This is a genomic window from Sunxiuqinia dokdonensis, from assembly GCF_001270965.1.
Classification (GTDB): Bacteria; Bacteroidota; Bacteroidia; order Bacteroidales; family Prolixibacteraceae; genus Sunxiuqinia; species Sunxiuqinia dokdonensis.
Genome location: NZ_LGIA01000180.1, coordinates 1 through 26,951, shown reverse-complemented (window position 1 = coordinate 26,951; position 26,951 = coordinate 1). Strand labels below are relative to the sequence as shown.

General features: G+C 42.3%; 30 protein-coding genes. All 30 read left to right on the top strand.

What is annotated here, in order from left to right:
• Nucleotides 1-8: 8 nt before the first annotated feature.
• On the top strand, nucleotides 9-1,889 hold the full coding sequence (nuoL, locus tag NC99_RS15985; protein WP_053185909.1) for an NADH-quinone oxidoreductase subunit L: 1,881 nt from the start codon (nucleotides 9-11) through the stop codon (nucleotides 1,887-1,889).
• A complete protein-coding gene (gene nuoM, locus NC99_RS15980) occupies nucleotides 1,886-3,469 on the top strand; it encodes an NADH-quinone oxidoreductase subunit M (RefSeq protein ID WP_053185906.1) in 1,584 nt (527 codons plus the stop codon). The genes nuoL and nuoM overlap by 4 nt, the downstream gene beginning before the upstream one ends.
• Nucleotides 3,469-4,920, top strand: a complete 1,452-nt coding sequence (locus NC99_RS15975; RefSeq protein WP_053185903.1) for an NADH-quinone oxidoreductase subunit N — start codon at nucleotides 3,469-3,471, stop codon at nucleotides 4,918-4,920. The genes nuoM and NC99_RS15975 overlap by 1 nt, the downstream gene beginning before the upstream one ends.
• A gap of 72 nt (nucleotides 4,921-4,992) precedes the next feature.
• Nucleotides 4,993-6,216, top strand: a complete 1,224-nt coding sequence (locus NC99_RS15970; protein WP_053185900.1) for an MFS transporter — start codon at nucleotides 4,993-4,995, stop codon at nucleotides 6,214-6,216.
• A 4-nt stretch (nucleotides 6,217-6,220) separates the two neighbouring features.
• Complete coding sequence (locus NC99_RS15965; RefSeq protein WP_053185897.1) at nucleotides 6,221-7,249, top strand: type II glyceraldehyde-3-phosphate dehydrogenase; 1,029 nt, start codon at nucleotides 6,221-6,223, stop codon at nucleotides 7,247-7,249.
• 6 nt (nucleotides 7,250-7,255) lie between these two features.
• On the top strand, nucleotides 7,256-7,957 hold the full coding sequence (locus tag NC99_RS15960) for a hypothetical protein (protein WP_053185894.1): 702 nt from the start codon (nucleotides 7,256-7,258) through the stop codon (nucleotides 7,955-7,957).
• Nucleotide 7,958: 1 nt separating this feature from the next.
• Nucleotides 7,959-8,294 carry a hypothetical protein gene (locus NC99_RS15955; RefSeq protein WP_157624970.1) on the top strand — a complete coding sequence of 112 codons (336 nt, stop codon included), beginning with the start codon at nucleotides 7,959-7,961 and terminating at the stop codon, nucleotides 8,292-8,294.
• Nucleotides 8,295-8,370: 76 nt separating this feature from the next.
• Nucleotides 8,371-9,696, top strand: coding sequence for an APC family permease (locus NC99_RS15950; RefSeq protein ID WP_053185888.1), 1,326 nt, complete (start codon nucleotides 8,371-8,373; stop codon nucleotides 9,694-9,696).
• Nucleotides 9,697-9,744: 48 nt separating this feature from the next.
• A complete protein-coding gene (locus NC99_RS15945; RefSeq protein WP_082326528.1) occupies nucleotides 9,745-10,182 on the top strand; it encodes a rhodanese-like domain-containing protein in 438 nt (145 codons plus the stop codon).
• 49 nt (nucleotides 10,183-10,231) lie between these two features.
• Nucleotides 10,232-12,469 carry a multicopper oxidase domain-containing protein gene (locus NC99_RS15940; RefSeq protein WP_053185881.1) on the top strand — a complete coding sequence of 746 codons (2,238 nt, stop codon included), beginning with the start codon at nucleotides 10,232-10,234 and terminating at the stop codon, nucleotides 12,467-12,469.
• Nucleotides 12,470-12,472: 3 nt separating this feature from the next.
• Complete coding sequence (locus NC99_RS15935; protein ID WP_053185877.1) at nucleotides 12,473-13,768, top strand: APC family permease; 1,296 nt, start codon at nucleotides 12,473-12,475, stop codon at nucleotides 13,766-13,768.
• 134 nt (nucleotides 13,769-13,902) lie between these two features.
• Nucleotides 13,903-14,112 (top strand): GDCCVxC domain-containing (seleno)protein, encoded by a 210-nt coding sequence (locus NC99_RS22615; protein ID WP_082326527.1) that lies wholly within the window; start codon nucleotides 13,903-13,905, stop codon nucleotides 14,110-14,112.
• Between the two features lie 43 nt (nucleotides 14,113-14,155).
• The gene (locus NC99_RS15930) at nucleotides 14,156-14,521 is read left to right on the top strand and encodes a heavy-metal-associated domain-containing protein (protein WP_053185874.1); all 366 of its coding nucleotides are present in this window, start codon (nucleotides 14,156-14,158) and stop codon (nucleotides 14,519-14,521) included.
• Nucleotides 14,511-15,317, top strand: a complete 807-nt coding sequence (locus tag NC99_RS15925; RefSeq protein WP_053185871.1) for a hypothetical protein — start codon at nucleotides 14,511-14,513, stop codon at nucleotides 15,315-15,317. Before NC99_RS15930 ends, NC99_RS15925 begins: the two co-directional genes overlap by 11 nt.
• Nucleotides 15,318-15,519: 202 nt before the next feature.
• Nucleotides 15,520-15,978 carry an HYC_CC_PP family protein gene (locus NC99_RS15920; RefSeq protein WP_053185868.1) on the top strand — a complete coding sequence of 153 codons (459 nt, stop codon included), beginning with the start codon at nucleotides 15,520-15,522 and terminating at the stop codon, nucleotides 15,976-15,978.
• A 150-nt stretch (nucleotides 15,979-16,128) separates the two neighbouring features.
• Nucleotides 16,129-16,671: a helix-turn-helix domain-containing protein gene (locus tag NC99_RS15915; protein ID WP_162231239.1), complete on the top strand. Its 543-nt coding sequence runs from the start codon at nucleotides 16,129-16,131 to the stop codon at nucleotides 16,669-16,671.
• Between the two features lie 75 nt (nucleotides 16,672-16,746).
• Nucleotides 16,747-16,959 (top strand): hypothetical protein, encoded by a 213-nt coding sequence (locus NC99_RS15910; RefSeq protein WP_053185861.1) that lies wholly within the window; start codon nucleotides 16,747-16,749, stop codon nucleotides 16,957-16,959.
• A 38-nt stretch (nucleotides 16,960-16,997) separates the two neighbouring features.
• A complete protein-coding gene (locus NC99_RS15905; RefSeq protein ID WP_053185858.1) occupies nucleotides 16,998-17,339 on the top strand; it encodes a P-II family nitrogen regulator in 342 nt (113 codons plus the stop codon).
• Between the two features lie 120 nt (nucleotides 17,340-17,459).
• Complete coding sequence (locus NC99_RS15900) at nucleotides 17,460-18,104, top strand: class I SAM-dependent methyltransferase (protein ID WP_053185855.1); 645 nt, start codon at nucleotides 17,460-17,462, stop codon at nucleotides 18,102-18,104.
• 73 nt (nucleotides 18,105-18,177) lie between these two features.
• Nucleotides 18,178-20,547, top strand: coding sequence for a spermine/spermidine synthase domain-containing protein (locus NC99_RS15895; RefSeq protein ID WP_053185852.1), 2,370 nt, complete (start codon nucleotides 18,178-18,180; stop codon nucleotides 20,545-20,547).
• On the top strand, nucleotides 20,540-21,634 hold the full coding sequence (locus tag NC99_RS15890; protein WP_053185849.1) for a site-2 protease family protein: 1,095 nt from the start codon (nucleotides 20,540-20,542) through the stop codon (nucleotides 21,632-21,634). The genes NC99_RS15895 and NC99_RS15890 overlap by 8 nt, the downstream gene beginning before the upstream one ends.
• 11 nt (nucleotides 21,635-21,645) lie before the next feature.
• Nucleotides 21,646-22,341: a DUF3347 domain-containing protein gene (locus NC99_RS15885; RefSeq protein WP_157624968.1), complete on the top strand. Its 696-nt coding sequence runs from the start codon at nucleotides 21,646-21,648 to the stop codon at nucleotides 22,339-22,341.
• A gap of 21 nt (nucleotides 22,342-22,362) precedes the next feature.
• Nucleotides 22,363-22,950, top strand: coding sequence for a DUF3347 domain-containing protein (locus NC99_RS15880; RefSeq protein WP_082326525.1), 588 nt, complete (start codon nucleotides 22,363-22,365; stop codon nucleotides 22,948-22,950).
• The gene (locus tag NC99_RS15875; RefSeq protein WP_053185843.1) at nucleotides 22,947-23,393 is read left to right on the top strand and encodes a heme-binding domain-containing protein; all 447 of its coding nucleotides are present in this window, start codon (nucleotides 22,947-22,949) and stop codon (nucleotides 23,391-23,393) included. The genes NC99_RS15880 and NC99_RS15875 overlap by 4 nt, the downstream gene beginning before the upstream one ends.
• 57 nt (nucleotides 23,394-23,450) lie before the next feature.
• Nucleotides 23,451-24,011, top strand: coding sequence for a helix-turn-helix domain-containing protein (locus NC99_RS15870; RefSeq protein ID WP_053185840.1), 561 nt, complete (start codon nucleotides 23,451-23,453; stop codon nucleotides 24,009-24,011).
• A gap of 93 nt (nucleotides 24,012-24,104) precedes the next feature.
• The gene (locus tag NC99_RS15865) at nucleotides 24,105-24,656 is read left to right on the top strand and encodes a helix-turn-helix domain-containing protein (RefSeq protein WP_053185837.1); all 552 of its coding nucleotides are present in this window, start codon (nucleotides 24,105-24,107) and stop codon (nucleotides 24,654-24,656) included.
• Nucleotides 24,657-24,763: 107 nt separating this feature from the next.
• On the top strand, nucleotides 24,764-24,973 hold the full coding sequence (locus tag NC99_RS15860; RefSeq protein WP_053185834.1) for a heavy metal-binding domain-containing protein: 210 nt from the start codon (nucleotides 24,764-24,766) through the stop codon (nucleotides 24,971-24,973).
• 70 nt (nucleotides 24,974-25,043) lie between these two features.
• Nucleotides 25,044-25,262 (top strand): heavy metal-binding domain-containing protein, encoded by a 219-nt coding sequence (locus NC99_RS22720; RefSeq protein WP_082326524.1) that lies wholly within the window; start codon nucleotides 25,044-25,046, stop codon nucleotides 25,260-25,262.
• A 111-nt stretch (nucleotides 25,263-25,373) separates the two neighbouring features.
• Entirely contained in the window at nucleotides 25,374-25,604 is a 231-nt protein-coding gene (locus NC99_RS15855; protein ID WP_053185831.1) for a heavy metal-binding domain-containing protein, read from the top strand.
• Between the two features lie 272 nt (nucleotides 25,605-25,876).
• Nucleotides 25,877-26,935, top strand: coding sequence for a class I fructose-bisphosphate aldolase (locus NC99_RS15850; protein WP_053185828.1), 1,059 nt, complete (start codon nucleotides 25,877-25,879; stop codon nucleotides 26,933-26,935).
• The last annotated feature ends 16 nt before the right edge of the window (nucleotides 26,936-26,951 follow it).

Below are 26,951 nucleotides of genomic sequence, written 5' to 3'. Positions count from 1 at the left end.
CTGTAACAATGAAAGAATTGCTTTGGTTGATTGTGGCTTTGCCCTTTTCCGGGGCGCTAATCCTGGCGCTGGCGGGCAGAAAACTTTCGCGTTTAACCTGTTCAATCATCGGTGTAGGGACCGTTTCCCTTTCGGCCGGGCTTACTATTCTCGCCGGTCTCGATTTTATGGGCAATAACCCAACCGGCAAACCTTACCTGCAGGTACTCTGGCGTTGGATTGACGTGGGTGGTTTATCCCCTGACATCGCCTTTCACCTCGATGCGGTATCACTCACGTTCATCTTTGTCATCACTTTTGTGGGTGCGCTTATCCACCTCTATTCTGCCCAATTTATGTGGAAAGAAGATGGGTTTTCCAGGTTTTTTACCTACATGAACCTGTTCATCGGATTTATGCTGGTACTGGTTTTGGCTGATAATTTATTGTTGCTTTACCTGGGCTGGGAAGGGGTTGGCTTGTGCAGCTATTTACTTATTGGTTTTTGGTATAAAAACCCGGACAACGGTTACGCGGCACGCAAAGCGTTTATCGTAACCCGCGTGGGCGATACGGCCCTGGCTATTGGGCTTTTTATCCTGTTTATGACTTTTCACAGCCTGAACATCCGGGAGATTTTGAATGCCGCCCCCGGCACCTGGGGAATTGGTTCCGGAATAGCGGTTGCTGTGGCGCTCCTGCTCCTGGGCGGGGCCGTGGGCAAGTCGGCCCAATTGCCGCTGCAAACCTGGCTGCCCGATGCCATGGCCGGGCCATCGCCGGTTTCAGCGCTTATCCACGCGGCCACCATGGTTACCGCAGGGGTTTACCTCATTGCACGCACCCATGTGTTGTTCGAACTTGCCCCGATTGTTCAAACTACCGTGGCGGTTATCGGGGCGGCCACCCTTTTGATTGCCGGGTTTTCAGCGCTAAACCAGCACGACATAAAACGGGTGTTGGCCTACTCCACCATTTCACAAATCGGGTATATGTTCCTGGCCCTGGGTGTGGGGGCATGGTCGGCGGCTATTTTTCATTTTATGATACATGCCTTTTTCAAAGCGCTGTTGTTCCTCGGGGCGGGAGCGGTAATTTGGGTCTTGAACGACGAACACAATATGTTCAAAATGGGGGGACTGCGGAAAAAGCTTCCGGTGGTTTTCTGGACCTTCCTGATTGCTTCGGGCTCGCTGGCTGCTTTGCCGCTAATCACTGCGGGGTATTTCAGCAAAGATAAAATTATATGGCTCGCTTATGTCGGCGACAAAGGGTCTGTGGTACTTTGGTTAGCCGCATTGATTGGTGCGTTTATTACGGCGCTTTACACGTTCAGGATGGTTTTTTTAACCTTTTTTGGAACAACGAAAGCCGAACCTTCCGCCCGCCCGGGAACTGGAATGGTCATCCCGATGCTTATCCTGGCCTTTTTCTCTTTTGCCGCAGGTTACATCGAACTCCCTGAAAATATGGGCCACGTGGTGCTCTTCTCTGGGTTTATTGAAAAAACATTGCCCGCCACAGCAACCATACACCTGGGAAATTCAACAGAATTAGTTTTTCAACTGATTGCAGGGCTGGCGGCAATTTCAGGCTTGTTTGTTGCCTATAAATATTATTTTAACAAACCTTACCCGGCGGCTGTACCTGAACGCAACGCACTGCAAAATTTTTTCTTCAACGGATGGGATTTCGATTTTGTGTACGACAAAATGATTGTCACACCCATTGTTTTCTTATCCAGAATCGATAAAGACGATTTTGTGGATTTGTTCTATAAAGGCCTGGCTTCGCTTGCACGTGCGCTGAATATTGTGTTAAGCGCCTCTCAAAACGGAAGGGTGCGCTGGTATGCCATGGTTATAGCAATCGGGGCAATTTTAACCTTAACCTTAATATTTTATCCATGATACTTATTTGGCTTATCATATTATTGACTGGAAGCGGGCTGTTGGCATGGTTGGCTGGCCGCTGGAGCAATACTTTGCCCCGGGTTATCAGCCTTGTTGCTAACCTCTTTCTGTTGGGTATTGTAATTACCATGTGGTTAAAAAGTGTGCCCGGAACTGAAGGGCAGTGGGTTTCAAGTTATACCCATGCGTGGGTTCCCGGCTTTGGCATTCAAATTAAACTGGCGGCAGACGGCCTGAGCCTGCTGATGTTGCTGCTCACCTCTTTTATGGGGATAATTTCCGTTTTGGCTTCGTGGAAAGAAATTAACAAAAATGTTGGCTTCTTTCATTTTAACCTGATGCTTGTCCTGGCAGGTATCACAGGGGTTTTTCTGGCATTGGACCTGTTCCTGCTTTACTTTTTCTGGGAATTGATGCTCATCCCGATGTATTTCCTCATCAGTATCTGGGGGCATGAAAACAAAACCTATGCTGCTACCAAGTTTTTTCTTTTCACCCAGGCCAGCGGGCTGCTGATGTTCCTTTCAATACTTGCACTCTATTTTATTCACGGCGCCAATACAGGGGTTTATACTTTTGATTATGAACAACTGCTGGGCACGAACATAGCGCCAAATGTTGCCTTTCTCTTGATGATGGGTTTTGTAATTGCTTTCACCGTAAAACTGTCAACTGTCCCGCTTCACAGTTGGCTGCCTGATGCGCATACCCAGGCGCCCACGGCGGGTAGCGTAATCCTTGCCGCATTGTTGCTGAAAACAGGTGCATACGGATTGATACGTTTTGTTTTACCACTGTTCCCGCAGGCATCGCAACAGTTTGCGCCCGTGGCCATGGCCCTTGGCGTCATCAGTATTTTGTATGGAGCCAAACTCGCTTTTGCACAAACCGATTTAAAGCGGCTGGTAGCTTACATTAGCGTAAGCCACATGGGGTTTATTTTGCTCGGCATTTATGCCTTTAACGAAATGGCGATGCAGGGCGTGGTGATGCAGATAATTGTGCATGGGATAAGCACAGGGGCGTTGTTTATTATTGCGGGTGCTTTGTCGCACAGGATACATACCCGCGAATTGGCGCAAATGGGTGGCCTTTGGTCGAAAGTTCCGCGGATGGGCGCCATGGGGCTCATCTTTGTGCTGGCTTCGCTGGGCTTGCCCGGGCTGGGAAATTTTGTTGCCGAAATATTGATTTTAATCGGTTCATTCCCCTCAAATCAACTACTGACAATTTTAGCAACAATTGGTTTGATAACAGCTACTGTTTATTCGTTGCGCATTATGCAAAAAGTGTTTTATGGAGTAAAACACAAGGAATGGAAAATTGCTGATTTTGGGTTTCGAGAAATGGTGGTCATGGGTTCGCTAACCGTAGTCATTATCTGGCTGGGGCTGTTTCCATCACCGGTTTTACGCTTATCTGAAAATCCGGTCCGGAATATTATTGAAAAGGTAAACCAATCGCAAACAAAGTCTGCACAAAACGAAGCTGCAACAACGGATTATATGTCAGTGCGAAGGCTGATGAAGGAGCAACATTTTAATACGAAAAACAAAAACGTTAACACTAAAGAGTAATGTCAGAAAGAGATATATTACGTATTCTGCCCATGATGATATTGGCCGGGGGAACAATCCTTACGATGCTTTTGGTGGCCATAAAGCGCAACCACAAGTTAACATTTATTTCTACCCTCACCGTATTGGCGTTCTCGTTTATCTCCCTGTTTCGTACCAACAACGGGTTGCCCCATTCCATAGGCGACCTTTTATTAATCGACCGTTTTGGAACCTATTATCAGGCAATCATCCTGCTGGCTGCTTTTTTAGTATCCGTTTTCAGCTATATCAGCATACAGAATTTTTTCCCTGAAAAGCGGAAAGAAGAGTATTACCTGTTGTTGATGATAGCCACGTTGGGCGCCGGAATGATGGTGATCAGCACGCATTTTATCTCATTTTTTGTGAGCCTGGAAGTGCTCAGTGTTTCTTTGTACGGCCTGATAAGCTATTACCGGGAGCGTACCAAACCCATTGAAGCCGGGTTGAAATACCTGATTATCGCGGCCATGTCCTCCGCTTTTTTACTATTTGGCATGGCGCTGGTTTATGCCATTTCGGGAAATATGGCTTTCCACAACCTGGCGGATACGGTCACACATTTAAACACTCCATCTTTGTTGATGGTGACGGCCGGCCTGGGGTTGATGATTGTGGGAATTGGGTTTAAGCTGGCCGTGGCGCCTTTTCACATGTGGACGCCCGATGTGTACGAAGGCGCCTCCTCACCCGTCAGTGCGTTTATTGCCAGCGCATCAAAAGGGGCCATGGTAGCCGTTTTGATCCGCATTTTTGTGATGGCCGATTTGTATCATTTTAATAAAATTATGGAAGTATTTGTGGCAATCGCCGTACTGTCGATGTTAATCGGTAATTTGCTCGCCCTGGTGCAAAAGAATGTGAAGCGCATTTTGGCTTATTCCTCCATTGCCCATTTTGGGTACACTCTGGTAGCGCTGGTTTCAAGCAGGGAAATCGGGCCACAAGCGGCCACTTTTTATGTTACCACCTATTTTGTGACCATACTGGCCGCTTTCGGGCTCATCACCCTCATCTCGCATTCTGACAGGGAAGCCTCGCATATCAAGGATTACAAAGGCTTGTTTTGGCGGAAGCCATTTCTTTCTGCGGTTTTCTCCATCGTGTTGCTATCGCTGGCCGGTATCCCGCTTACAGCAGGTTTTATGGGGAAATATTTTATCCTCACCGCTGGGGTGGGGGGTGCAAGCTGGCTGCTTGTTTTTGTATTAGTACTCAGCAGTGTAATTGGTTTGTATTATTACCTGCGCATCATTGCCACCATGATGAAAAGGAAAAAGGAGAAAGTACCTTTAGCCAGGGTATTCTTGGTTTTTTCCGCTTCAGGAATTTTTGTGCTGGCGGTTTTGGGCGTTTTGATTGTTTGGCTGGGTGTTTATCCAACATGGCTAATGGATTTGGTGAACAGCTTGTTTATTACAGTGTATTGATTCAATCAGTCAACCGGGGGAGCAAGACAAATTTTAATAAAATACAAAAGGATAAAAAGAAATAATAAGCCAATGGATAATTTAATGCTAAATAAAAAATTCATCGTTTTACTGGTCTGTTTGTTTGTGGTAATGACCGGTTACGGGGTATTATTGCCGGTCCTGCCCTTTTTCATCGAACGGCTGGTAGCATCTGCCGGAAACGGTAATACCGACATATCCTTTCATTTTAGTATACTTACGGCTATTTATCCCTTTGCCCTTGTATTCACAGCGCCCTTTTGGGGGAAAGTTTCCGACCGGACAGGTCCCAGGGCGCTTATAATCCTTGGGCTTGGAGGTTACTCGTTTATGCAAATTATGATTGCATTCAGCACCAACCTCGCCATGCTTTATTCAGCACGAATTTTGGGCAGCCTGCTTTCTTCCTTTCTGGTGCCGGTGGTCAACGCTTACATCAGCAATATTACTACCGAAAAAAAACGCACACGGGCCATAGCCTGGGCAGGGACTGCCGCAAGTGCCGGCGTAATTACCGGACCCGGCATAAGCGGCTTGCTCATCAATAACAACCTTCATTTCAGATGGGAGTCCGGCCACTGGATGATTGACCGTTTTAGTGTGCCCTTTCTGGCTCTCGCTATTTTGGGTGGCATCACCCTGGTGGTTTCCCTGTTTGTTTTGAAGCGCACAAAAAGAGTACCCGCAACTGCTCTGCGAAAACTGACTTTTCGGATATTCCCAAAAGGGAAATGGAAAAGTATGGGCGAATTACTGATATTATCATTAACCATACAATTTGCCATCACTTTATTTGAATCTGTTTTTATCCTCTATGGTAAGGACGTTAGAAATTATTCGGCATCATTTATCGGTATAGGGTTGTTGGTTTGTGGCCTTGTGATGGCCATATTACAACCCGTGATTGCAAAATGGGGCCCGTTAATTTTCCGAAACATTAAAAAACAGATATTATATGGGTTCCTGATAGCCGGGGCAGTTTTGATGTTATTTGTTTTGGGTCAGGACACATGGTACCTTATCACGGCCATAGGAATTTTCGGTTTGGGCACATCTCTGGTCATACCCAACCTGATTGCCCTTATTTCCCTGCAGGAAAATAAATCTTCGGGCTGGGCCCTGGGCATGCAATCTTCCTTTAGCGGGATCGGGCAAATTGTCGGCCCCTTATTAGGGACAGCTATTTATACTTTAAATAGTACTGCCCCTTTTTATGTTGCGGGAGGTATTCTTGTTTTATTGGCATTTATTCAGTTTTTAAATTATAAATCTTAAAAAAATGAAAAAAGTAAAAGTAGCCATCAACGGATATGGCGTAATTGGAAAACGGGTAGCGGATGCCGTTGCCTTACAGGACGATATGGAACTGGCCGGGGTTTGCGATATTATTACCGACTGGCGGATAAAAATAGCCGTACAAAGGGAATACCCGGTATTTGCTTTTAATGACGACTTCAGGAAGCAAATGGAAAATGCAGGAATAAAGGTACAAGGCACCCTTTCCGACCTGATACAAAAGGCAGATATTATTGTGGATTGCACCCCGAAGAAAATAGCTGCCAAAAATATTGAGAAATACAAAGAAGCCAACCTTAAATTTATTGTTCAGGGAGGGGAAAAGCACGAAACAACCGGTCATTCTTTCAGCGCCGAAAACAATTATGAAACGGCATTGGGGCGTGAATCAACGAGGGTAGTATCATGCAATACAACATCTATTGTGCGTACGCTTACTGCACTGAAAAACGCAGGGCTGTTAAAAAAAGCAAGGGGGACACTGCTCCGCCGGGCAACCGATCCCTGGGAAAGCCATTTGAACGGTATCATGAACACGCTGGTGCCCGAAAAGGAAATACCCAGCCACCAGGGACCCGATGCACAGACGGTAGATCCCGATTTGGATGTAATAACCGCGGCCGTTAAAGTCCCGGAAACCCTCAGCCATTTACATTACTGGAATGTGCAACTCACCAGGGAAGCAGGTAAAGAGGAAGTGCTGGATGCTTTCCGTACATCCACCCGTGTTGCCCTTATCAATTATAGTGATGGGCTTTCCGCCAATAATGCCATCAAAGAGCTGATGCTGGCGTTGAACAGACCTTATGGTGATATGTACGAAGTGGCTTTGTGGGAGGACATGTTGAAAGTACAAGGCGATGAATTGTTTTATGCTTACGTGGTGGACAACCAGGCCATTGTAATCCCTGAAACCATTGATGCCATCAGGGCAATGACCGAAATAGAAAAAGATTCCGAAAATTCTATTCGGAAGACCAATAAAAGTCTGGGTTTACGGCAGAAGTTTTAGGAAAGAATGTTAAAGATAAAGTACTTTATTATAGCGATGATTTTGCTGGCATTGGGTAAGATATGCCGGGGACAGGATAATATGCTTATTGAGCAAATAGCGGGCAGGGATATCATCCGTAGGGGCTATAATGAAGCAGGTGACCAAATTTCGAAACAAAAGTTCTCAATCAGTAAATTGGATACAGTGGAAGGATTTCTATCCGTGCAAATCAGGGTTTCGTTATTCGATGAAAAGGATAAGCTAACCGAAAGTTATACAACTGATTATGTTTGTAAGCCAGACGAATCGAATGTCCTTGTCACTGTTTTCCCGTTCGCCCGGCAAAATGACGCAGAATATGTCATTGAAACTTCATCTCCGGAGTTTAAAGAACTATATGATTTTTCAGACAATGCTAAAAAGTTAAATGACCTCATTGTTGAGATGTCTGTTAAATCGGGGCTTTTAGGATTTTTTGGTTCTAAGAACCGGATTTCGATAAAAAACAGGAGCCTTGAAATGGAAACCGGTAATTATATCCTTACATCTGACTTAACAGTTGAAGCCTATTTGTGGGGGGTCAGGGTGAAGTCAATTCAGTATCGGGTTACCGAAAGGCTAGATCAGGAAAAATCGTTGATAAGCCAAAACTTTAAAAATGAAGATGGAAGCTATTTTTTAATTAACTATAATGATGCTACTGATGGCTCTAAATTCCTCGATTGATATGAATAAAGCAAAAAATCTCAAGCCATTCCTGTTTTTGATAAGCGCATGGTTGATTGTATTCGTATCTTTTTATTTTGAAACCATTGTAGGCAGTTCTTTATTTTCGAGGTCGGGTTCTTTAATGGTATTGTTTGCGGTTATCGCAAACCATAGCCTGTTAAAAGGGCGGGATGAATATCACCACAATCAGTTGCAGGCATATTCCAGGGGAACCCGGGTAAATCTTGAGGAAATCCATCCTTCAAAAAAACACCAATACCTTGAAACTTTTGCTCATATAAATATTGTATTGGGAACGGTCATTTGGGGTTATGGAGATTTATTGTTCCAATGAATTGGTACTGAAATATTTTATAAAAAGAAATGTACTTTGGATTACAACTCAATTACATAACATTTAACAATAGAATATGAAAAAAGATTCCGCAAATAAATTAACTCTCATTGGGTCGGTGTCTTTAGGAACCGGTGTTATGATAGGTGCCGGAATATTTGCGCTGATGGGACAGGTTGCCGAATTAGCCGGCAGTCTTTTTCCTATAGCTTTTTTAGTTGGCGGCATTGTTTCTGGTCTTAGTGTCTACTCTTATGTAAAATTTTCAAATGCATATCCCTCGTCGGGTGGAGTTGCCAAATTTTTAAGAAAAGCTTACGGTCCTGGAACAGTCACAGGCACTTTTTCTCTTTTAATGTATGTCTCAATGGTTATTGCCGAGAGTCTTGTAGCCAGAACTTTTGGATCCTACACACTTAGGTTGTTCAATGTTGGTAATGACAGCGTCCTTGTCCCTGTACTTGGCGTGGTTCTGATTGCGGCAGCCTTTATTATAAATGTAGCGGGCAATAAAATAATTGGAGCAACCGCAACTATTACTGCAGTTGCAAAAATTCTTGGTATTGCCACGTTAGCAATCGCGGGGCTCGCTATATCGGGCTTTCCCTCCTTCGGAAATTTGGGTAGGGTAGACAGCAGCGATTGGTCAATGGTTGGAGGTTTTATTGCAGCACTGGCTTTGTCGATACTTGCCTATAAGGGCTTTACAACAATTACCAACCAGGGCGGGGATATTGTAAATCCAAACAAAAACGTGGGGCGCTCCATCATTTATTCCGTATTAATATGTATGGTTCTTTATGTGGCATTAGCTCTGTCGGTTTCAGCAAACCTCAGTATACCGGATATCATCAAGGCAAAAAATTACGCACTTGCAGAAGCCGCCCAACCGGTGTTCGGTAGTTTGGGTTTATGGTTTACAGTAATTTTGGCAATCATCGCTACTGTATCCGGATTGATTGCAAGTGTTTTTTCAGCATCCAGGTTGCTTGCTATGCTAAGCAATATGAAACAACTTCCTGAATTACGCTTTAAATTCAGCAACCCGGCACTTCTATTTACTGTTTCACTCGCCATAGTACTGACTATTTTATTCGATCTAACCAGGATTGCCGCAATCGGCGCTATATTTTACATAGTTATGGATATGGCTGTCCATTGGGGTCTTTATAGATTCCTGAGAAAGGATATTAGTTTTAATCCTGTTGTTCCCATACTTGCATTACTTTTTGATACAGTTATCCTTATTGCTTTTATAGTACTAAAATTTAAAAGCGACCCACTTGTGCTTATCGTTTCTTTCACGGGCATTCTTATGGTCATATTAGCCGAAAGGCTTTTCATGAAAACTCATACTGGCAGTGACGGAAAGATGGATATGGAAATGGATATGAAGCCTTAGGAGATTATTATGAAAAAAAATTTATTTTAATATTTAATTGTATTTATCATGAAAAAGATTATTTCGATAGTTATAGTTTTTATGGGGTCCTTCATTTTACTTTATGCCGGGAATACAGTATCCGGGAAATTGCAGGAAAAGGACATGAATGAAATTTCAGTGTCCCAACTTCATAAAATGATGGCGGAAAAAGATTTCACACTTGTGAATGTGCACATACCGTATGCAGGGGAAATTCCCAAAACGGATATGTTGATTCCGTATGATAAAATAATGTACCATCTGGATGAACTGCCATCGAAAAATAAAAAAATTGTGTTGTACTGCCGCAGCGACCGTATGAGTACGATTGCCGCAAAGGCACTCGCGAATGCAGGATATTCCAACCTTTATAATTTGAAAGGCGGGATGAAAGCTTGGGAAGCAGCGGGTTATGAGTTAATTGACAACCAACCGTCGAAGACAACCCGTTCCGGCAGAGAGTGATGGACTTCCGTAATTATGATATTCCAACAATCTTTAAAATTGAAAAACTATGAAATTTAAATTTACTTTTTTAACCTTAGCATTGTTAGCGCTGGCAGGATTTACTGCATCAGCACAAACCGATACGACAACTTACCGCCTGGTTTTAAAACAGGAACTGGTCAATAAAGCGGGCAAAAACGTCATGGGCATGACCATCAACGGCCAAATTCCAGGTCCAACCCTGCGTTTTAACGAAGGCGATTATGCGGTCATTTATGTAAAAAACGAAATGGATGAAGAAACATCCATTCATTGGCACGGGTTGTTATTACCAAATTTTTACGATGGTGTGCCTTACTTGAACACCCCGCCTATTATGCCCGGTGAAACCCAAAAATATGAATATCCCATAAGACAATCGGGAACTTACTGGTATCACTCCCACACCATGTTACAGGAACAAAGCGGGGTGTACGGTTCTTTTGTCATTGAACCTGAAGAAAATACCCTGGATTATGATAAGGATTTGGTAATGGTGCTCTCGGACTGGACAAATGAGAAGCCCCACAGTGTATTACGATTTTTAAAGCGGGGCACCGAGTGGTACACCATAAAAAAAGGAACGGCCACTCCTCTGAATCAGGTTATAGCAAGAGGTGCTTTGGGTGCACAGCTCAACTTCTGGAAACAGCGTATGGAAGGTGCCGACATTGCGGACATTTACTACCCTGCTTTTTTAGTGAACGGTAGTTCATCTCAGGAATATCCTGACTTTAACCCTGGTGAAAAAGTAAGGCTTCGTATTATCAATGGGGCGGCCTCCACTTCATTCTGGATGACTTTTGGAGGGGAAAGCCCAACCCTGGTTTCGGCCGATGGCCTGGACGTGGTGCCTGTTGCCCACAACAAAACCTTTATCGCCATTGCCGAAACATACGACTTTATCGTAACCATTCCACAAAACGGAAAGATAGAATTCAGGGCCACAGCACTAGATGGGTCCGGTACAGCCTCTGCCTTTTTGGGCAGTGGCGAAGTGTTACCGGCGCCGGTTGTCCCCAAACCTGATAAAATCGCGATGATGCAGCAAATGGCCAGGATGGATATGCGGATGGGAGCCCCCGCACTGAAATTCAGGCCAAAAAAAGATGAACCTGAAAAAATGATGGAAAATTGGGGGATGAAAATGGATAAAGAAATGGAAATGGAGGGAATGGATGGTATGGGTCAATCCAAAATGGAAAAGGACAGCAAAATGGAAAAAATGTCAGGAATGGACATGTATTCAGAATATAATTATGATTATTTAAAGTCGCCTGAAAAAACCACCTATCCCAAAGATACGCCCGTTAAAGAAATTTTGCTGAACCTGACAGGGAATATGCAGCGTTACATTTGGAGCATGAACGGGATCCCCCTCTCAGAAACCGATAAAATAAAAATCAAAGAAAGTGAAGTGACACGTATCACACTCAATAACCTGACGATGATGCACCACCCCATGCACCTGCACGGCCACTTTTTCAGGGTCATCAACGAAAACGGGGAGTATTCCCCTCTGAAACATACCGTTAACGTCCCGCCCATGCAACAAGTGACTATTGAATTTTATGGCGATGAATACGGAGACTGGTTTTTCCATTGTCACATTCTTTATCACTTGATGGGCGGAATGGACCGGGTTTTTAGTTACGATACACCCCGCGACCCGCGACTTAAAGGGTATCCTGTATCGAAATTGATACACGAAACAAATCTGTATTACACCTGGGGGCTGGCAGATGTGGCTTCGCACCTCACGGAAATTAACCTGGTTTCATCCAACATCAGGAACCAGTTTAACCTGAACGCCGAATACGGGTGGAACAAAAACATGGAGGCCGAATTGACCTATGAACGCTATTTGTACGACTATTTCCGTGTGTTTGCCGGTGTAAACGTGGAGAATGAACAGGAGAACAGCCTCGATGAGATATCACCAACCGCCGTGGCAGGGATCCGGTTTTTTACGCCTTACATGTTTAACCTCGATGTACGCATCGATAACGAACTGAGGCCGCAAATTGGCATCGCGCGCGAAATCATGATTTTCCCCCGCACCCTGGTTTTTGGCGTATTTGAATACCAGGCGGATTTTGGCTGGGTGAATGATTTGAATGAAGAAAACCCCGCGGGCAACATCAACTATAAAGAAGAGATAACCTGGAGCGCAGGCCTGGAATATTTTCTCTCAAAAAACATTTCCCTGATGGGCAGCTATGACAATCGGTTTGGAGCCGGCGGCGGATTATCTATTAGATTTTAAACGATGAGTGGATATAAAAAAAACAGTTTGTCTTTAACCGGTGCTGTATCACTTGGGACCGGTGTAATGATTGGAGCAGGAATATTTGCGCTGCTCGGACAAGTTGCCGAATTATCCGGGAATTTATTCCCAATTGTTTTTGTATTAGGCGCTATAATCTCAGGGTTCAGCGCTTATTCCTATGTAAAACTATCCAACACCTTCCCTTCGGCAGGAGGAATTGCCATGTACCTTCAAAAGGAATATGGTAAAACTACATTTACCGCATTCGCTGCTTTATTGATGGCATTTTCAATGGTTATTAACGAAAGCCTGGTAGCGAGAACTTTTGGAACCTATGTAATGCAATTGTTTGGAGAAGAAACGGCCTCCTTTTGGGTGCCATTTCTGGGTGTTCTTTTAATTATCATCGCATTTCTGGTGAATATTTCCGGTAACAATTTTATTGAAAAATCAGCGTTCACCATGGCGATCCTAAAGGTCGGAGGTATCTCTGTTTTAGCTATTGGTGGGTTGTGGGCAGCCGGATTTAGCTTTGAAGATACAGTTCCGTCAACTATGCCAGATAAGTCGGCGATAAGCATAATTGGTGCACTCGCATTATCCATATTGGCTTATAAGGGGTTTACAACAATTACCAATAGCGGTGGTGAGATTAAAAAACCTCATAAAAACGTGGGAAGGGCAATCATACTATCTATCCTTATTTGTGCTGTGCTGTACTACTTGGTGGCAATAGCTGTAGCATCAAGCCTTTCTATTGGTGAAATAATCGAAGCAAAAGACTATACCCTGGCCGAAGCTGCAAGGCCTGCCTTTGGGAAGTCTGGTGTTTGGGTAACGGTAGGTGTTGCCATCATTGCTACCGTTTCTGGTCTAATAGCAAGTATTTTTGCAGTATCCCGAATGACGGCCATGCTTACCGAAATGAAATTAGTTCCACACAACCATTTTGGGATGCCCGGAAGCATTCAAAAACACATGCTGGTATATATGGCTGTTATTGCAATAATTCTGACCGTTTTGTTTGATTTGAGCCGTATTGCTTCTCTGGGAGCAATATTCTACCTGGTAATGGATATAGGGTTGCATTGGGGATTATTACGCAATTTAAAAAACAAGGTGAAGTTTTCTAAACCAATTGTCATGCTGGCTATTCTGCTTGATGCAATTGTATTAACCGGATTTATATGGATTAAAGCGAAGGTCGATTTAACGCTAATAATTGTGGCCTTTGGTCTAATGGTTATTCTGTTTTTTGGCGAAAAATGGTTTCTCAAATCTTTAGACAAGAATTAGTTCATTTTGGAACTGAATCTTTTGTAATAGCAAGAGAGAGTTAACAATTTAAGCCGAAAAGGTATGATAATTGCATGTTCCTTTACAGATTTGATTAGTGAAAATAAACATACAGTTCTTTTTAACAGTTTGACATGACAACAATTCAGCTTCTTTCGATAGTTACTTGTCCGGCGTGTGGATTTCAAAAAGAAGAGACCATGCCGGAAAATACGTGTAGTTTCTTTTACGAATGCACCCATTGTAAGCACATAATAAAGCCGAAAAAAGGAGATTGCTGTATTTTCTGTTCGTATGGTTCGGTCAAGTGTCCGCCTGAACAGAAACGTGAAAAATGTTGTTAGGAACCTGACAACTTATTTTAATAACTCATAAAAACCTTTTAAAATGAAAAATATAAAACATAACATCGTATTGATTGCAATGACCCTGTTTTTATCAACTTTTGCACATGCAACGTTTGCAAGCGATACAGAGAATCAAATAATTACAGCTGAAAAAGACACTATTCAAAACACTACTGTTTGCTACGAGGTTTTTGGCATGGATTGTCCGGGCTGTCAGTCGGCACTGGAAAAGCAGGTGAAGAAAATTGACGGTGTTGCCGATGCCAAAGCAAGTTTCAAAGAAAAGCAAGTGGTGATAGAATTGATGCCAGATGCCAAAGTGTCAGACCAGGAAATCGAAAAACGCATTAAAAAAGCCAATTTTACTCCGGGTAAGAAAATTAAGGCCGTAAAAGATGAAAAATAAAATACTCAGTTTTTCTATACTGACGGCCTTTTTATGCTACTTCGGGTCACAAACAAAAGCAGAAGGAATTAGCGTGGATGCCGGGTTAACACCTGCACAGGACCGTATTGTTGTACGGCTGCAGTACAGAAATATGCTTATGCAAATGGGCGACAACGACATCGTCATGCACATGATGCCGGTGGTGGTCGCCTACGGCTTAACTCCCGACATCACGGTGATGCTCCGCAATATATACCGCTCAGTGGGTACAAACGAAACGATGATGGAAATGGACAATCGCTGGATGGATCCTTTTCTGATGGGGAAAGTGAAGCTATATCGCCGCAATACACGGGCTTACTCACTTGGTGTGGCCGGTTTCGCAGGTACTACATTTCCCGTTCTAAACAGTTCGAGCTCAAAAACCTACAGTCCGGTTCTGGGATTGAATGCTTCTTTCCGGCCCGGGCTCTGGTCATTCGATTTGAACAATGCGTACGAATGGGTGAACTACAATACCGAAGAAAACCAGCCGGCGGCAAGACAGTTACAATTGAATTTGGCCGTTTCACATAACATTCTGGTGCCCGGTATAGAAAATTGGATCCTATCGCCCGTGCAGGAATTTTCATTTATCAGTGATAGTCCTGTCACCGGAGAATCCAGTTCTTATGGGTTTATTTCACCGGGGTTACAAATTGTTTCGCCATACGTAAAATTTGAGGCATTGTACCAGATCGCTTTAAACTCTTCGCAAAATACGGGATTGAAAAACGGTAACCGATTGATTTTAGGCTTAAGATTTTTGTTCTAGAACCTGCAATAACCCACATTTTAAAAGATTGTCAACTTCAGGCAGCCTTTTTTATTTGAAATTTTTGGTACTCATCCAGCCCCTACTAAATGATAGATATGGGTAAACGGGCAAGAAAAATAGAATCTTTGTACAAGTTTTTCAATATTTTATGCGATTGTTTTAGTAGGTTTCGTTATATTTATACAACTATGTAATCATCATGCCGAGAAAAATTAGCCATATTCTTCTGTCATTTCTCTTGTTGCTTTCAACAATGGGTATGGTTATAAATTTGCATTATTGTGAAAATCAATTATATGATGTAGGAATTTTCTTTGAGGCAACAAATTGCTGCATCGAAAATAGCCAGAGTCATCATCATGAAAATGAGAATCATCATAAGCATATACAGGCTCATCATGATTGTAATCCGGAAAACCACGCTCAAAATGATTGTGATGACGAGACCGTAACCATTGAACCTGTCGATAATTTTGTGGCATCTTCATTCAGTTTCGACTTCGACAACTTATCTTTCATAAATCTTTTCTTGTTGGTACCGGTTATTACGGATTTATACAATTTGTCAGCTGTTTCAATTAGTGAAATTCCCGAATTAAATATTCCGCCTCCTAAAATTCAAACCATACTTTCCAATTTACAGGTTTATCGTTTATGATTTACGGGTTTTGAACCCTTCGTGCAGCCATTATGGGCATGAAGGGGATTGATGTGACATTTCGGGTGAACACCTGAAATGAGTCTCTATATCCTATTTGTAAATTATAAATGAATAAAAATGGAATCACATATAATACGTATAAGAAACATGGCATGTCCCAGATGCCTGTGGGCGGTAGAAGGTATATTAAATAAGCTGGGAATTGACTATGAAAAAGTAAAAATGGGGGAGGTTATTACTACCGAACCTAAAAATGAGATTGAGCACATTGACGAACTTAAAGCCGAATTGCAGAAGCTTGGATTTAAGCTACTCGAAGAAAAAAAGATGCAACTGGTGGAACAAATCAAAGGTTGTGTCATGTACTGGATACAACATGCAATAACGGGAAAAGAGAAATGGACGTTTTCAAGGTTTCTGGTGTTAAAAGTGAACCGCGATTATGGCTACCTCAGCACCGTATTCTCGGAAGTTGAAAACACGACCATTGAAAAATACATCATTCTTCAAAAAATTAGAAAGGCGAAAGAACTCATCACTTTTGATGAACTGAATTTTACTGAAATCTCGTATGAACTGGGATATAGCAGTCCGGCCCATTTTTCAAATCAATTTAAAACGGTAACCGGGTATTCCCCGCGTCAATTTAAGAAGATGATTAAAATTGCTGAAAACCAGAAAATTATGTAAGTTTTTTCATGAATTGTGTAATAGCTAGACATCAGAATTCCAGTACCTTTAGAAAAATCATTAAACGTTCAGGCCATGTTTATCAAACTATTAATTGCATCGGTTATCCTGGTTGCATTTGTCATATTGGCACTGGGAGTAAAGTTGTGGTTCGACCCCAAGGCCGAATTTTCTGCTCATTCTTGTGCGCTTGAAGATGACGATAAGCTTGATGAAGATCAAGCCTGCTCTAAATGCCAGTTAAAGGATTTGGCCAATTGCCCTGAAAACAAGAATAATCAAGTCTGAGATAAATAATTGTATTGTTGAACCCTAAAAAGTTAGTTATGAAACTAATCAAAGCGTATATCAGATACCGAATGGTGGAAGAAGTTTACAAAGCCCTTAACCAAGCGGGCTATTGCTGTATGACCTTTGTTGAATGTGAAGGCACCGGCCAGTATTCAGACCATGAAAAAGAACACATCAGTGCTAAATACCCTTTTGCAGAAGCTTTCCGGGTAATTAAACTGGAAATACTGGTTGCCCAGGAACATGTTCAGCCTGTTGTGGAGCTTATTCGTAAGAATGGACGAACGGGGTATCGAGGTGATGGGATGATTGTTATTTCGCCGGTAGATAATGTGTACAAAGTAAGGAACGATGAAGAAGGGATTTTGGCGGTTTGACCGGAGCCCGCTTAAGTCCTTCCCGGTAATGGCATCATCAACAAAACGAATACCTTTTGTTGACCAGAGCAGGATGGCATTGCTCAAAGAGATGCTATCCCTATTTCTGTTAAAACTGAAATGATGGACAAAGAAAAAATTATAAAAATACACCGAAAGCGGGCGCCTTCTTATAATTCGGCGGTTGAAATTTTTAGCCTCATCGGATGGAGAGTGAATCATTACCGGGTTGATGCTGTTGAGGCACTGAATTTAAAGAAAGGGGATACGGTGATTGATTTATGCTGCGGTACAGGATTAAATTTTCCGCACCTGTATAATTCGGTTGGACCTGAGGGTAAAATTATAGGTGTCGATTTGTCCGATGAAATGTTAGAGGAAGCTGGAAAACTGGTTACAGGGAAAGGTTGGAAAAATTTCACCTTGGTACAAAGCGATGCTGCAGAATACAGGTTCCCAAAAAATATTAACGGGATAGCTACTTCGTATGCAATTACATTAATTCCGGAATATGATGTCATAATTGGCAACGGCTCAAAAGCACTCGCTAAAGGCGGGAGGTTTGTTATTCTCGATTTCAAAAAACCGGATATGTGGCCCGAATGGTTTTCAAAGTTAATGGTTAGATTTTTCATAAAACCATACGGCGGCACATACGATTTAAAAGACCGCCATGCTTGGGAATCATTGGAAAAACAGCTCAGTTTAAATGAGTTCCGGGAATATTATTTTGGGTCAACATACATTGCAACAGGAGAAAAGTAAGGTGTTGAAGGGCGGTGTATGTTTAGGATAATTCTGTTTTTATCTGAATACTAAAAAACAAAACAAAGAGGATATGAAAACAAAAAATCTTATAGTAAGCTTTTTAATCCTGCTCCTGGTTTCTTCCACAGGCATTATGCTGGAAATTAGCCTTTCACGGCTTTTTTCCTACATGCTGAGCTACCACTTTGTTTTCATTATAATCGCTTTTACCCTTTTTGGCCTCGGGATTGGGGAGATGTCCTACTACAGATGGTCGTGGGTGCGGACAAAAGCCCGGATATTTTATGATGTGCTCCCTTTTAGTATCCTGTTTAGTTTCATTTTACTGGTTTCACTGAACAAATCGGGCATTTTTGCAACACCGTCATTTAATCTGATAATCAATATATTAATGGCCATCCTGCCATTTATTGCCATCGGTGTTGTCAAGGCTGACATTTTCCATTCTCAAAGAACAAAAGCCGCCTGGTTATACAGTATGGATTTAGCTGGTTCCGCGGGAGGGGCGTTGTTAACCGTATTTATCCTCAACAATCTCGGTCTGCCCAAAGCATTTCTTATAAGTTATGTTTTGCTCGCGATCGCCGGCCTGTTGTCCTGGGTTTCACTTTCCGGTAAAAAAAACCAGCCCTACCTGAGAGGGGTAATTTGGGTTGTGCTGTTGGCTGTCCTGGGATGGGCCAGCTTTTGGGCATACAATTTTAACCCCTCAATCAGTAAGGACAACGACAAAGATATGTTGCGGCTGATGAGCAACCCGGCAATAAAAAGCCGCATTATTGAAACAGAGTGGAATTCGTTTGGAAAAACCGATTTGGTTGAATTAACAAATCCTGACGGCAGCAGCGAAAAAGTAATGTTCGTTGATGGCGCGGCGGGCACCACCCTGGTGAGTATTGAAGAAATTGAAAACAACAAGGGGGAACACGCCCATCAGTTCGGGCATTTTCCGGCAACCTTCGGGCTGAATTTGCTGAAGGAAAATGAAAAAGATTCGGTTTTGATCATTGGCCCGGGAGGAGGTGTTGACATGGCAGCCACCTGGCTATTGAATTTCAGCCAAATTGATGCTGTAGAGATAAATCCGTCTTTTGTGAGCCTTATGGAAAAATACAATCCGTCAACGTTTACACAAAAAGACAATATCGCGGTTTATGTTCAGGAAGGAAGGAATTTTGTCAGGGAAACAAAAAACAGGTACGACGTAGTCATGCTCACCATTCCGGTTACCAAAGGCGGGAGGGGCGCTGACTTTTACGGGCTCTCTGAAAACTATCTGTTTACGCGCGAAGCCGTTAAAGATTACCTGAATGTACTAACACCCGAAGGAAGGTTGGTATTCACCATGCACAACGCGACGGAAGTGTACAAGATGCTTTCCAATTACCTCGAACTAATGGAAACCAAAGGCATCGACGGAGAAAGCGCCATGCGGAATGTTTTTATCTATTCCAACGGAATGATGCCGGTACTGGTAATAAGGAAAGCCCCTTTTGAAAAAAACGAAACAGAAACACCCCATATATTGGCACATCAATACAATTTGGACCGGGAAACATTCTTCATTCCTTATGTTCGGCAGCTAGAAGCAGATACTCTGGTTGAAAACATAAACTACCAGTGGTACATGTTTGACAGGCTGATTTATGGAATATCCCAAAATGAATTCGATTATAAGCAACTTTCAGAAGCAGCCGTGTTGAACCTGGAACCAGTAAATGACGATTCACCCTATTTTTTCAACTATGAGAACGGCATCCCTAATTCACTGATGACATTGTTCATCCTTTCATTGATAGTCATGGGCTGGCTTATTTTCATGACTGCCAGGGGTTGGAAGTTCAGTCAGGAATTAATACCAGAAACACGCAGGAAACTTAATTTCCTTGCATTTGTGGTTTTTGTGCTTGGCATATCCTATTTCTTTGTACAGTCTTATCTGTTCCAGGTACTGAACCTTCAGCTTTCAAACCCTGCACAGTCATTTTCCCTACTGCTGTTCACGTTCTTGCTGGGTAATGGTTTGGGCAGCTTTTATACCGGGTTGTTCCAAAAAAATTTCCTGTTGAAGGCGGGTTTGTACAGCGCAATGGTGGCAATTGTTATGATCGCTGTCAGGGTTTTTATTATACCCGGATTTGCGGTGAATGGGATTTCACAACCACTTATGGTTGTATTGTTGCTGATTCCGGCCTTTTTCATTGGCATCCCTTTTCCTTCAATCCTTAAGGAAGTATCGGGCGAACAGGAACATCTCCTTCCTCTGTTTTTGGGCATTTCCTCACTGGTCAGCATGGCCACCGCGGTAATGGTAATTGTTATTTCCATGCTGTGGGGGTACTCTTATGTATTGTGGCTGGGCATTTTCGGATATGTCATCGTAGCCTTGTCATTAGTGCAGTTTTATCGAAAAAATTTAAAAGTCAGTAAAAATGCATAAAAAATGGTCACTCCATATTGGTAAATTATTCGGGATAAAGGTTCTTATCCATTGGACATTTTTAATTCTTATTGGCTGGATTTTCCTGATGCATTTCCGCATGGGGCACGGCTTCAGCGAGGGTTTTTCGGGCATGTTGTTTATACTGGCCATTTTCGCCTGTGTAGTGTTGCACGAGTTTGGGCATTCACTCACTGCGAAACGGTTTGGTGTTCAAACAAAAGACATAACCGTTTACCCCATCGGTGGCATTGCAAGCCTCGAATCCATGCCTTCGAAACCAGCACAGGAATTACAGGTAGCGATTGCAGGTCCGGCAGTAAATTTGCTCATTGCCGGAATATTGTGGATTCACCTAAAAACCACAGGGCAAACTTTTAACCTGGAATCGATGCAAAACATCGGGCTAACAGGGGCAGCTTTCGCGGCCAACCTGATGTATGCCAATATTATTCTGGCGGCTTTTAACCTGATACCGGCATTCCCGATGGATGGTGGCCGGGTTTTACGCTCGTTACTGGCCATGAAAATAGAACCGGTGAAAGCTACGTCTTTTGCTGCAAAAACTGGCCAGGTACTGGCTATTGCTTTTGTTTTCTTTGGGTTTTTCTTTAATTTCTGGTTGGTGTTTATCGGGCTGTTTATCTTTCTGGGTGCCGGCGCAGAATCTAAAGCCGAAAAGATAAAACATGCCCTGGAAGGTGTTCGTGTGAGGCATGTAATGAGGCGAAATTATGCCATCATGAATCCGGACACAACCTTGAAAACGGCAGCCGATCATTTTGTAAATTCTAACGAAAAGTCATTCCTGGTTATGGAAAAAAACATTGTAGTAGGCATACTCAACGATAAAGACATTGTGGAAGGTTTACACAAAGGAAAAGGAAACCAAAAAATCAGGGATTATACGCAGAAAGATTTTTACTGGCTTAAAAAAGAGGAAGCCCTGTCCGATAGGTTTTTTCTATTTCAACAGAACAGGCAATCCCTGTTCCCTGTTAGGGAAAACGGCAAACTGGACGGGGTTGTGGGAATAGATGATATCCACAAGTGGATACAGTCGAAAGCGTTTATGTTTAACCATTAAAAAAATGAATTATGAAAACAAAAAAAAGTATTCTAATAGCGGTTATTACTTCCTTCATTATTGCTTTAATGCTAACTTCATGCGGAGGACGTAGTGATAATAAGGAAAAAGAATCGCCAAGACTCATGCCATCTGAACATGGTTCAATGACTGAGAGTCAGATTAGTGAGAGCTCATCAGACAACATGCACAAACAACACAATAACCTGGCTGAGAATTTTGTGCATAAGGATATTATAATACTCGACGAGGTTTACCCGGTAAAAGAACAAACACAGGCAGAGCTCGATGAGGTGGTAGATTCCTACCTGCTTATGAAAGATGCCCTGGTGAATGGTGATGTGGCTGCAACAGACAAAGCAGTCAATTTAATGCTCAGCAAGATTAAAGCAGTTAAACCCGACAAACTGGATGGCGAAGGATTGGATGCCTGGAAAGACCACATCAGATTATACGAAGACAAATTAAAGGAAATGCAACATGTAAACGGTCTGGAAGAAAAACGGTCTTATTTTGGCCACCTCTCCGAAATCATGTACTGCACCATTAAAAGCTTTGGATTAAAAGAAGGCAATTTATACGCGATTTATTGTCCGATGGCTTTCGACGGAAAAGGCGCTTATTGGATTGCCGAAAGCAAAACAATACAAAACCCCTATTTTGGCGATAAAATGCCAACATGCGGAGAGATAAAAGAAGAGTTTTAATTAATTTAAAATGGAAGTACAATGAAAAAAACAATGATTATGCTTGTCCTGGCTTTAGTAGGCTGGGGAGCAAGTGCGCAACACGGCCATTCAACGGAAGGACATTCCAACATGGATACTAAAATGGCAAACAAATCAATGGTCAAGTCCACGGTTGAGGTTGAACAATCTAAATCAGCAACTGCTATTATCGACAATTACCTGGCATTGAAAGATGCACTGGTGGCTGATAACAGCAAGAAAGCTGCAAGCTCGGGGAAAATGTTGTTTGATGCTTTCGCGAAATTCGATATTTCGGCCCAACCAAAATCACAACAAAAAGAACTGGGCGAAATTATTGAAGATGCCAGGGAACATGCCGAACATATTTCGGAAAACGACGGGAGTATCGGCCACCAGCGTGAACACTTCGAAATATTGAGTACAGATATAAAAGATTTGGTTGTTATTACCGGGGCCGATCGCAATTTGTACCAAATCTTTTGCCCCATGTATAACAATAAGGAAGGTGGTTCGTGGCTCAGTGCTTCTAGTGAAATTAAAAACCCGTTTTTTGGCAGTAAAATGTTAAAATGCGGCAGTGTCCAACAGAAAATTACGATTAAGTGAAAGTTTTGAAAATTACAGGATTAGTGCTATTGGTGGCCTTGGTGGTTTTACAATTCATATCCACCAGGAGCAATCAAAGCACAACCGTGCTTTCAACCGACTTTGCAAAAACCTACGATGTTCCGGAAGATGTAAGGAGCATCTTGGCTGTGTCTTGCTACAATTGTCACAGCAACAATACAAACTATCCCTGGTACAGCAGGGTGCAGCCGGTTGGTTGGTATTTGGAAAACCACATCAAAAAAGGGAAGGAGGAGTTAAATTTGAGTGAATTTGGATCTTATTCAACCCGAAAGCAAAAAAGCAAATTAAAGTCAATGATAAGCCAGGTTGATGATGGTGAAATGCCTTTGGCTTCTTATACGTTCATCCATCGCGAAGCCTGCTTGTCAGAAAATAGTAAAAAAAGACTCGTTGATTATTTGAAAACATTAAACGAATGATACGGGCAATTTACGTGCTATAAAAGGTTATGGATTGAATAAAAATAAAAAAGACTCATGGATATTAACATTAAAAATATGGTTTGCCAACGGTGTATACTGGTGGTTTCGCAAATTTTTGAGCGGGCCGGGATAGAAATTGAAAACATACAGTTGGGTAAAGTAAAAACCACTAACGAGGTAGCACCCGGCAAACTCGAACAAGTAGACAAAAGCCTGAAAAGGATGGGGTTTGAAATTATCAACGATTCAAAGGGCAGGTTAATCGAATCAATAAAAAACATCACAGTTGATTATGTGTACCACCATTCCGGAGAAAGCAAAATGAATTTTTCGGAATACCTTACCGGCAAACTCAACCTGGATTACCCGTATCTCAGTTCGCTTTTTTCGTCGGTTGAAGGCACCACCATTGAAAAATACATGATTAGCCTGAAAATAGAACGGGTAAAAGAGTTGCTTGTTTACGATGAAAAAACATTGAGCGAGATTGCCTTTGAAATGGGATACAGCAGCGTGGCCCATCTTTCCGGGCAGTTCAAAAAAATAACAGGGTTTACTCCATCGTATTTTAAAAAGCTGCGAGAACAAAACCGCAAATCGATAAACGATGTATAATTTAAAAACCATGTAAATTAATTTTAAAAAATTGTAACACTTTAAAGGATAGTAGCTTTTATCTTTATAGCAGATATTTTGAGATATTGGTTTATGAGAATTAAAATTAGAAATATGGTTTGCAAAACATGTATCCTTGTAGTTTCTCAAATTTTTGAAGAAGCCGGGATTAAAGTGGAAGATGTGAAGATAGGCTATGTTGTCGTGGAGGACAAGATAACTCCCTTCAAGCTGGATGCGGTAAATAAACAGCTTAAAAAAGGGGGGCTGGAAGTCATAGATGGTCATAAAAACCAACTAATAAATAAAATAAAAATCGGTATTGAAGAATATGCCTATTTGGAAGGCAGGCAATCAAATCTAAAATTGTCTGATTTTCTTATAAAGAAGATAGATTTAAATTATGCCTATATAAGTTCACTTTTTTCATCTAAACAGGGTATTACCATTGAGAAATACCTTATCAAACTAAAAATTGAACGGGCACAGGTAATGCTCCTTTGCGATGAAAAAGAATTAGCTGAAATAGCCTGGGAGTTGGGGTACAGCAGCGTCCCTCATTTTTCGGGGCAGTTTAAAAAAACAACGGGTATTTCACCAACTCGTTTCAAAAAAATAATGAAGCAAACTTACAACGAAATATAAGTACATCAAAAAGTTAAAATCATATAAATCATTCAATGAATTATGTAACATATTATATACCTGATGGTTGTATCTTAGAAGTAGTTAAACATTAAAAATTACATATCATGAAAACACGAAAGGATTTTACAACAGAAAGAAAAAATGAAGGAATGGGGACAGTGTCCCAAAATAGCGGAAAAAATACTCCGGAATCAGATGTAAAGTACCAGTGCCCCATGAAGTGCCACGGAGAAGAAGTTTACGATGAACCCGGACTCTGCCCTGATTCTAAAATGCAGATGATTCCTGTGAATGGCGGATATATTTTTTATTAGAAGATAAAACGGAGCTCACAAACGTGGCTTTTACAAAAATTATTTAAGTTAAATCTTAAAACTTTACACCATGAAAAGTCTGATAAATTTCTTTAGAGGGAAGGGAACCAGTAATAGTTCGTCTTCGGTTTGGAAAAGAAGCCAATCGCAACCCCGGTATTTTTGCCCGATGAAATGCGAAGGGGATAAAACTTATGATGCCCCTGGAAATTGCCCGGAATGTATTATGAAACTGGTATCGGCAAATGATATTAAAGAGTCAATTGTACGTTTTCGTTGTAATGTTTGATTTAAAAAAAGTAAAACAAAAAATCATATAAATCATTTAAAAAATACTGTAACATATTAAATAACTGCGTATTGTATCTTTGAAATAGTTTAAAATTAAAATTTAAATATCATGAAAACACTAAGAGATTTTTTTACAGGAAGAAAAGAGAAAGAAACTGTTCAAGACAGAGGTAATACACTTGTTGCCGAACAGCAAACCCGGTACATCTGCCCCATGAAATGCGAAGGCGAAAAAACCTACAATGCCCCGGGCAATTGCCCCGACTGCAATATGAAACTGGTGCCGGTGAAAAGTAAAAGTTCACACGATGAGCATAAACACAACCACGGTTGCTGCTAAAATGTTCGCACATCCGCAAGTCATCGAATGAATTGTTGATATCGGGAAGATTAGCCCGATCAGGCATTGCTCCTAAAAAAGTACTCATCCGATCACTAATCAGCAAATAATTATTAATTCGGCCCGGAGGAGAGATGGTTTTCTCCCCCCCCCCCTCGGGTTTAAACTGAAAATTAATATGGACCAGAAGCACAAGCGTCATCATTGTCGCCATTAACGCACGATTCTTAAAACGAAAAAATAAAATCAACGATTGAGAAAAGTAGCAAAATATGATAAACAGGATAGAAAAAATCAAAGAATACCTGGGTGATTCCCAGGATGATTTATTAACGCATACTTGTGAAACAATAGCCGCGGACCAGCTCATGCTTCCCGGTCCCGGTTATCTCGACAAGGTTTTTACAGGAAGCGACCGCAACGTGCAGGTGCTGAAAAGCCTTGCTTCCATCTATAACCATGGCAGGCTGGGAGGCAGTGGCTACCTGTCGGTATTACCCGTGGATCAGGGTATTGAACATACAGCGGGCAGCTCTTTTGCCCCAAACCCCATATATTTCGACCCGGAAAATATCATCAAACTGGCAATTGAAGGAGGGTGCAACGCGGTGGCTACCACCTTTGGGGGACTGGCATTGCATGCCCGGAAATACGCGCATAAAATCCCCTTTATAGTAAAGATAAACCACAACGAATTGTTGACCTACCCCAACACCTACGACCAGATTATGTTTGGGTCGGTGCGCGAAGCTTGGAGCCTGGGGGCAGCGGCGGTTGGAGCCACCATTTACTTTGGCTCTGCAGAGGCTGACCGCCAGATACAGGAAGTATCGGAGGCTTTTGATGAAGCGCACGGACTGGGGATGGGCACCATTTTGTGGTGTTACACACGAAACAGTGCCTTTAAAACAGCAGACAAGGATTACCATACCGCGGCCGATCTTACCGGACAAGCCAACCACATAGGCGTAACAATAAAAGCCGATTTGATCAAACAAAAGCTGCCTGATACCAACGGTGGATTCCGTAACATCAGGTTTGGGAAAACAGACCCGGCAATGTATAATAAGCTTGCCACAAATCACCCTATTGATCTGTGCCGCTACCAGGTGATCAACAGCTATATGGGGAAAATCGGTTTGATCAACTCAGGGGGCACCTCTTCAGGAGCATCCGATTTCGCGGAGGCAGTGCGCACTGCCGTGATCAACAAAAGAGCGGGAGGTACCGGGTTGATTTCAGGAAGAAAGGCTTTTCAACGCCCGCTTAAGGAAGGCGTCCAATTACTGAATATCCCTGGAAAGATAAACATCCTGTATGAGATTCAGTAATTGGACGCCTTCCTTA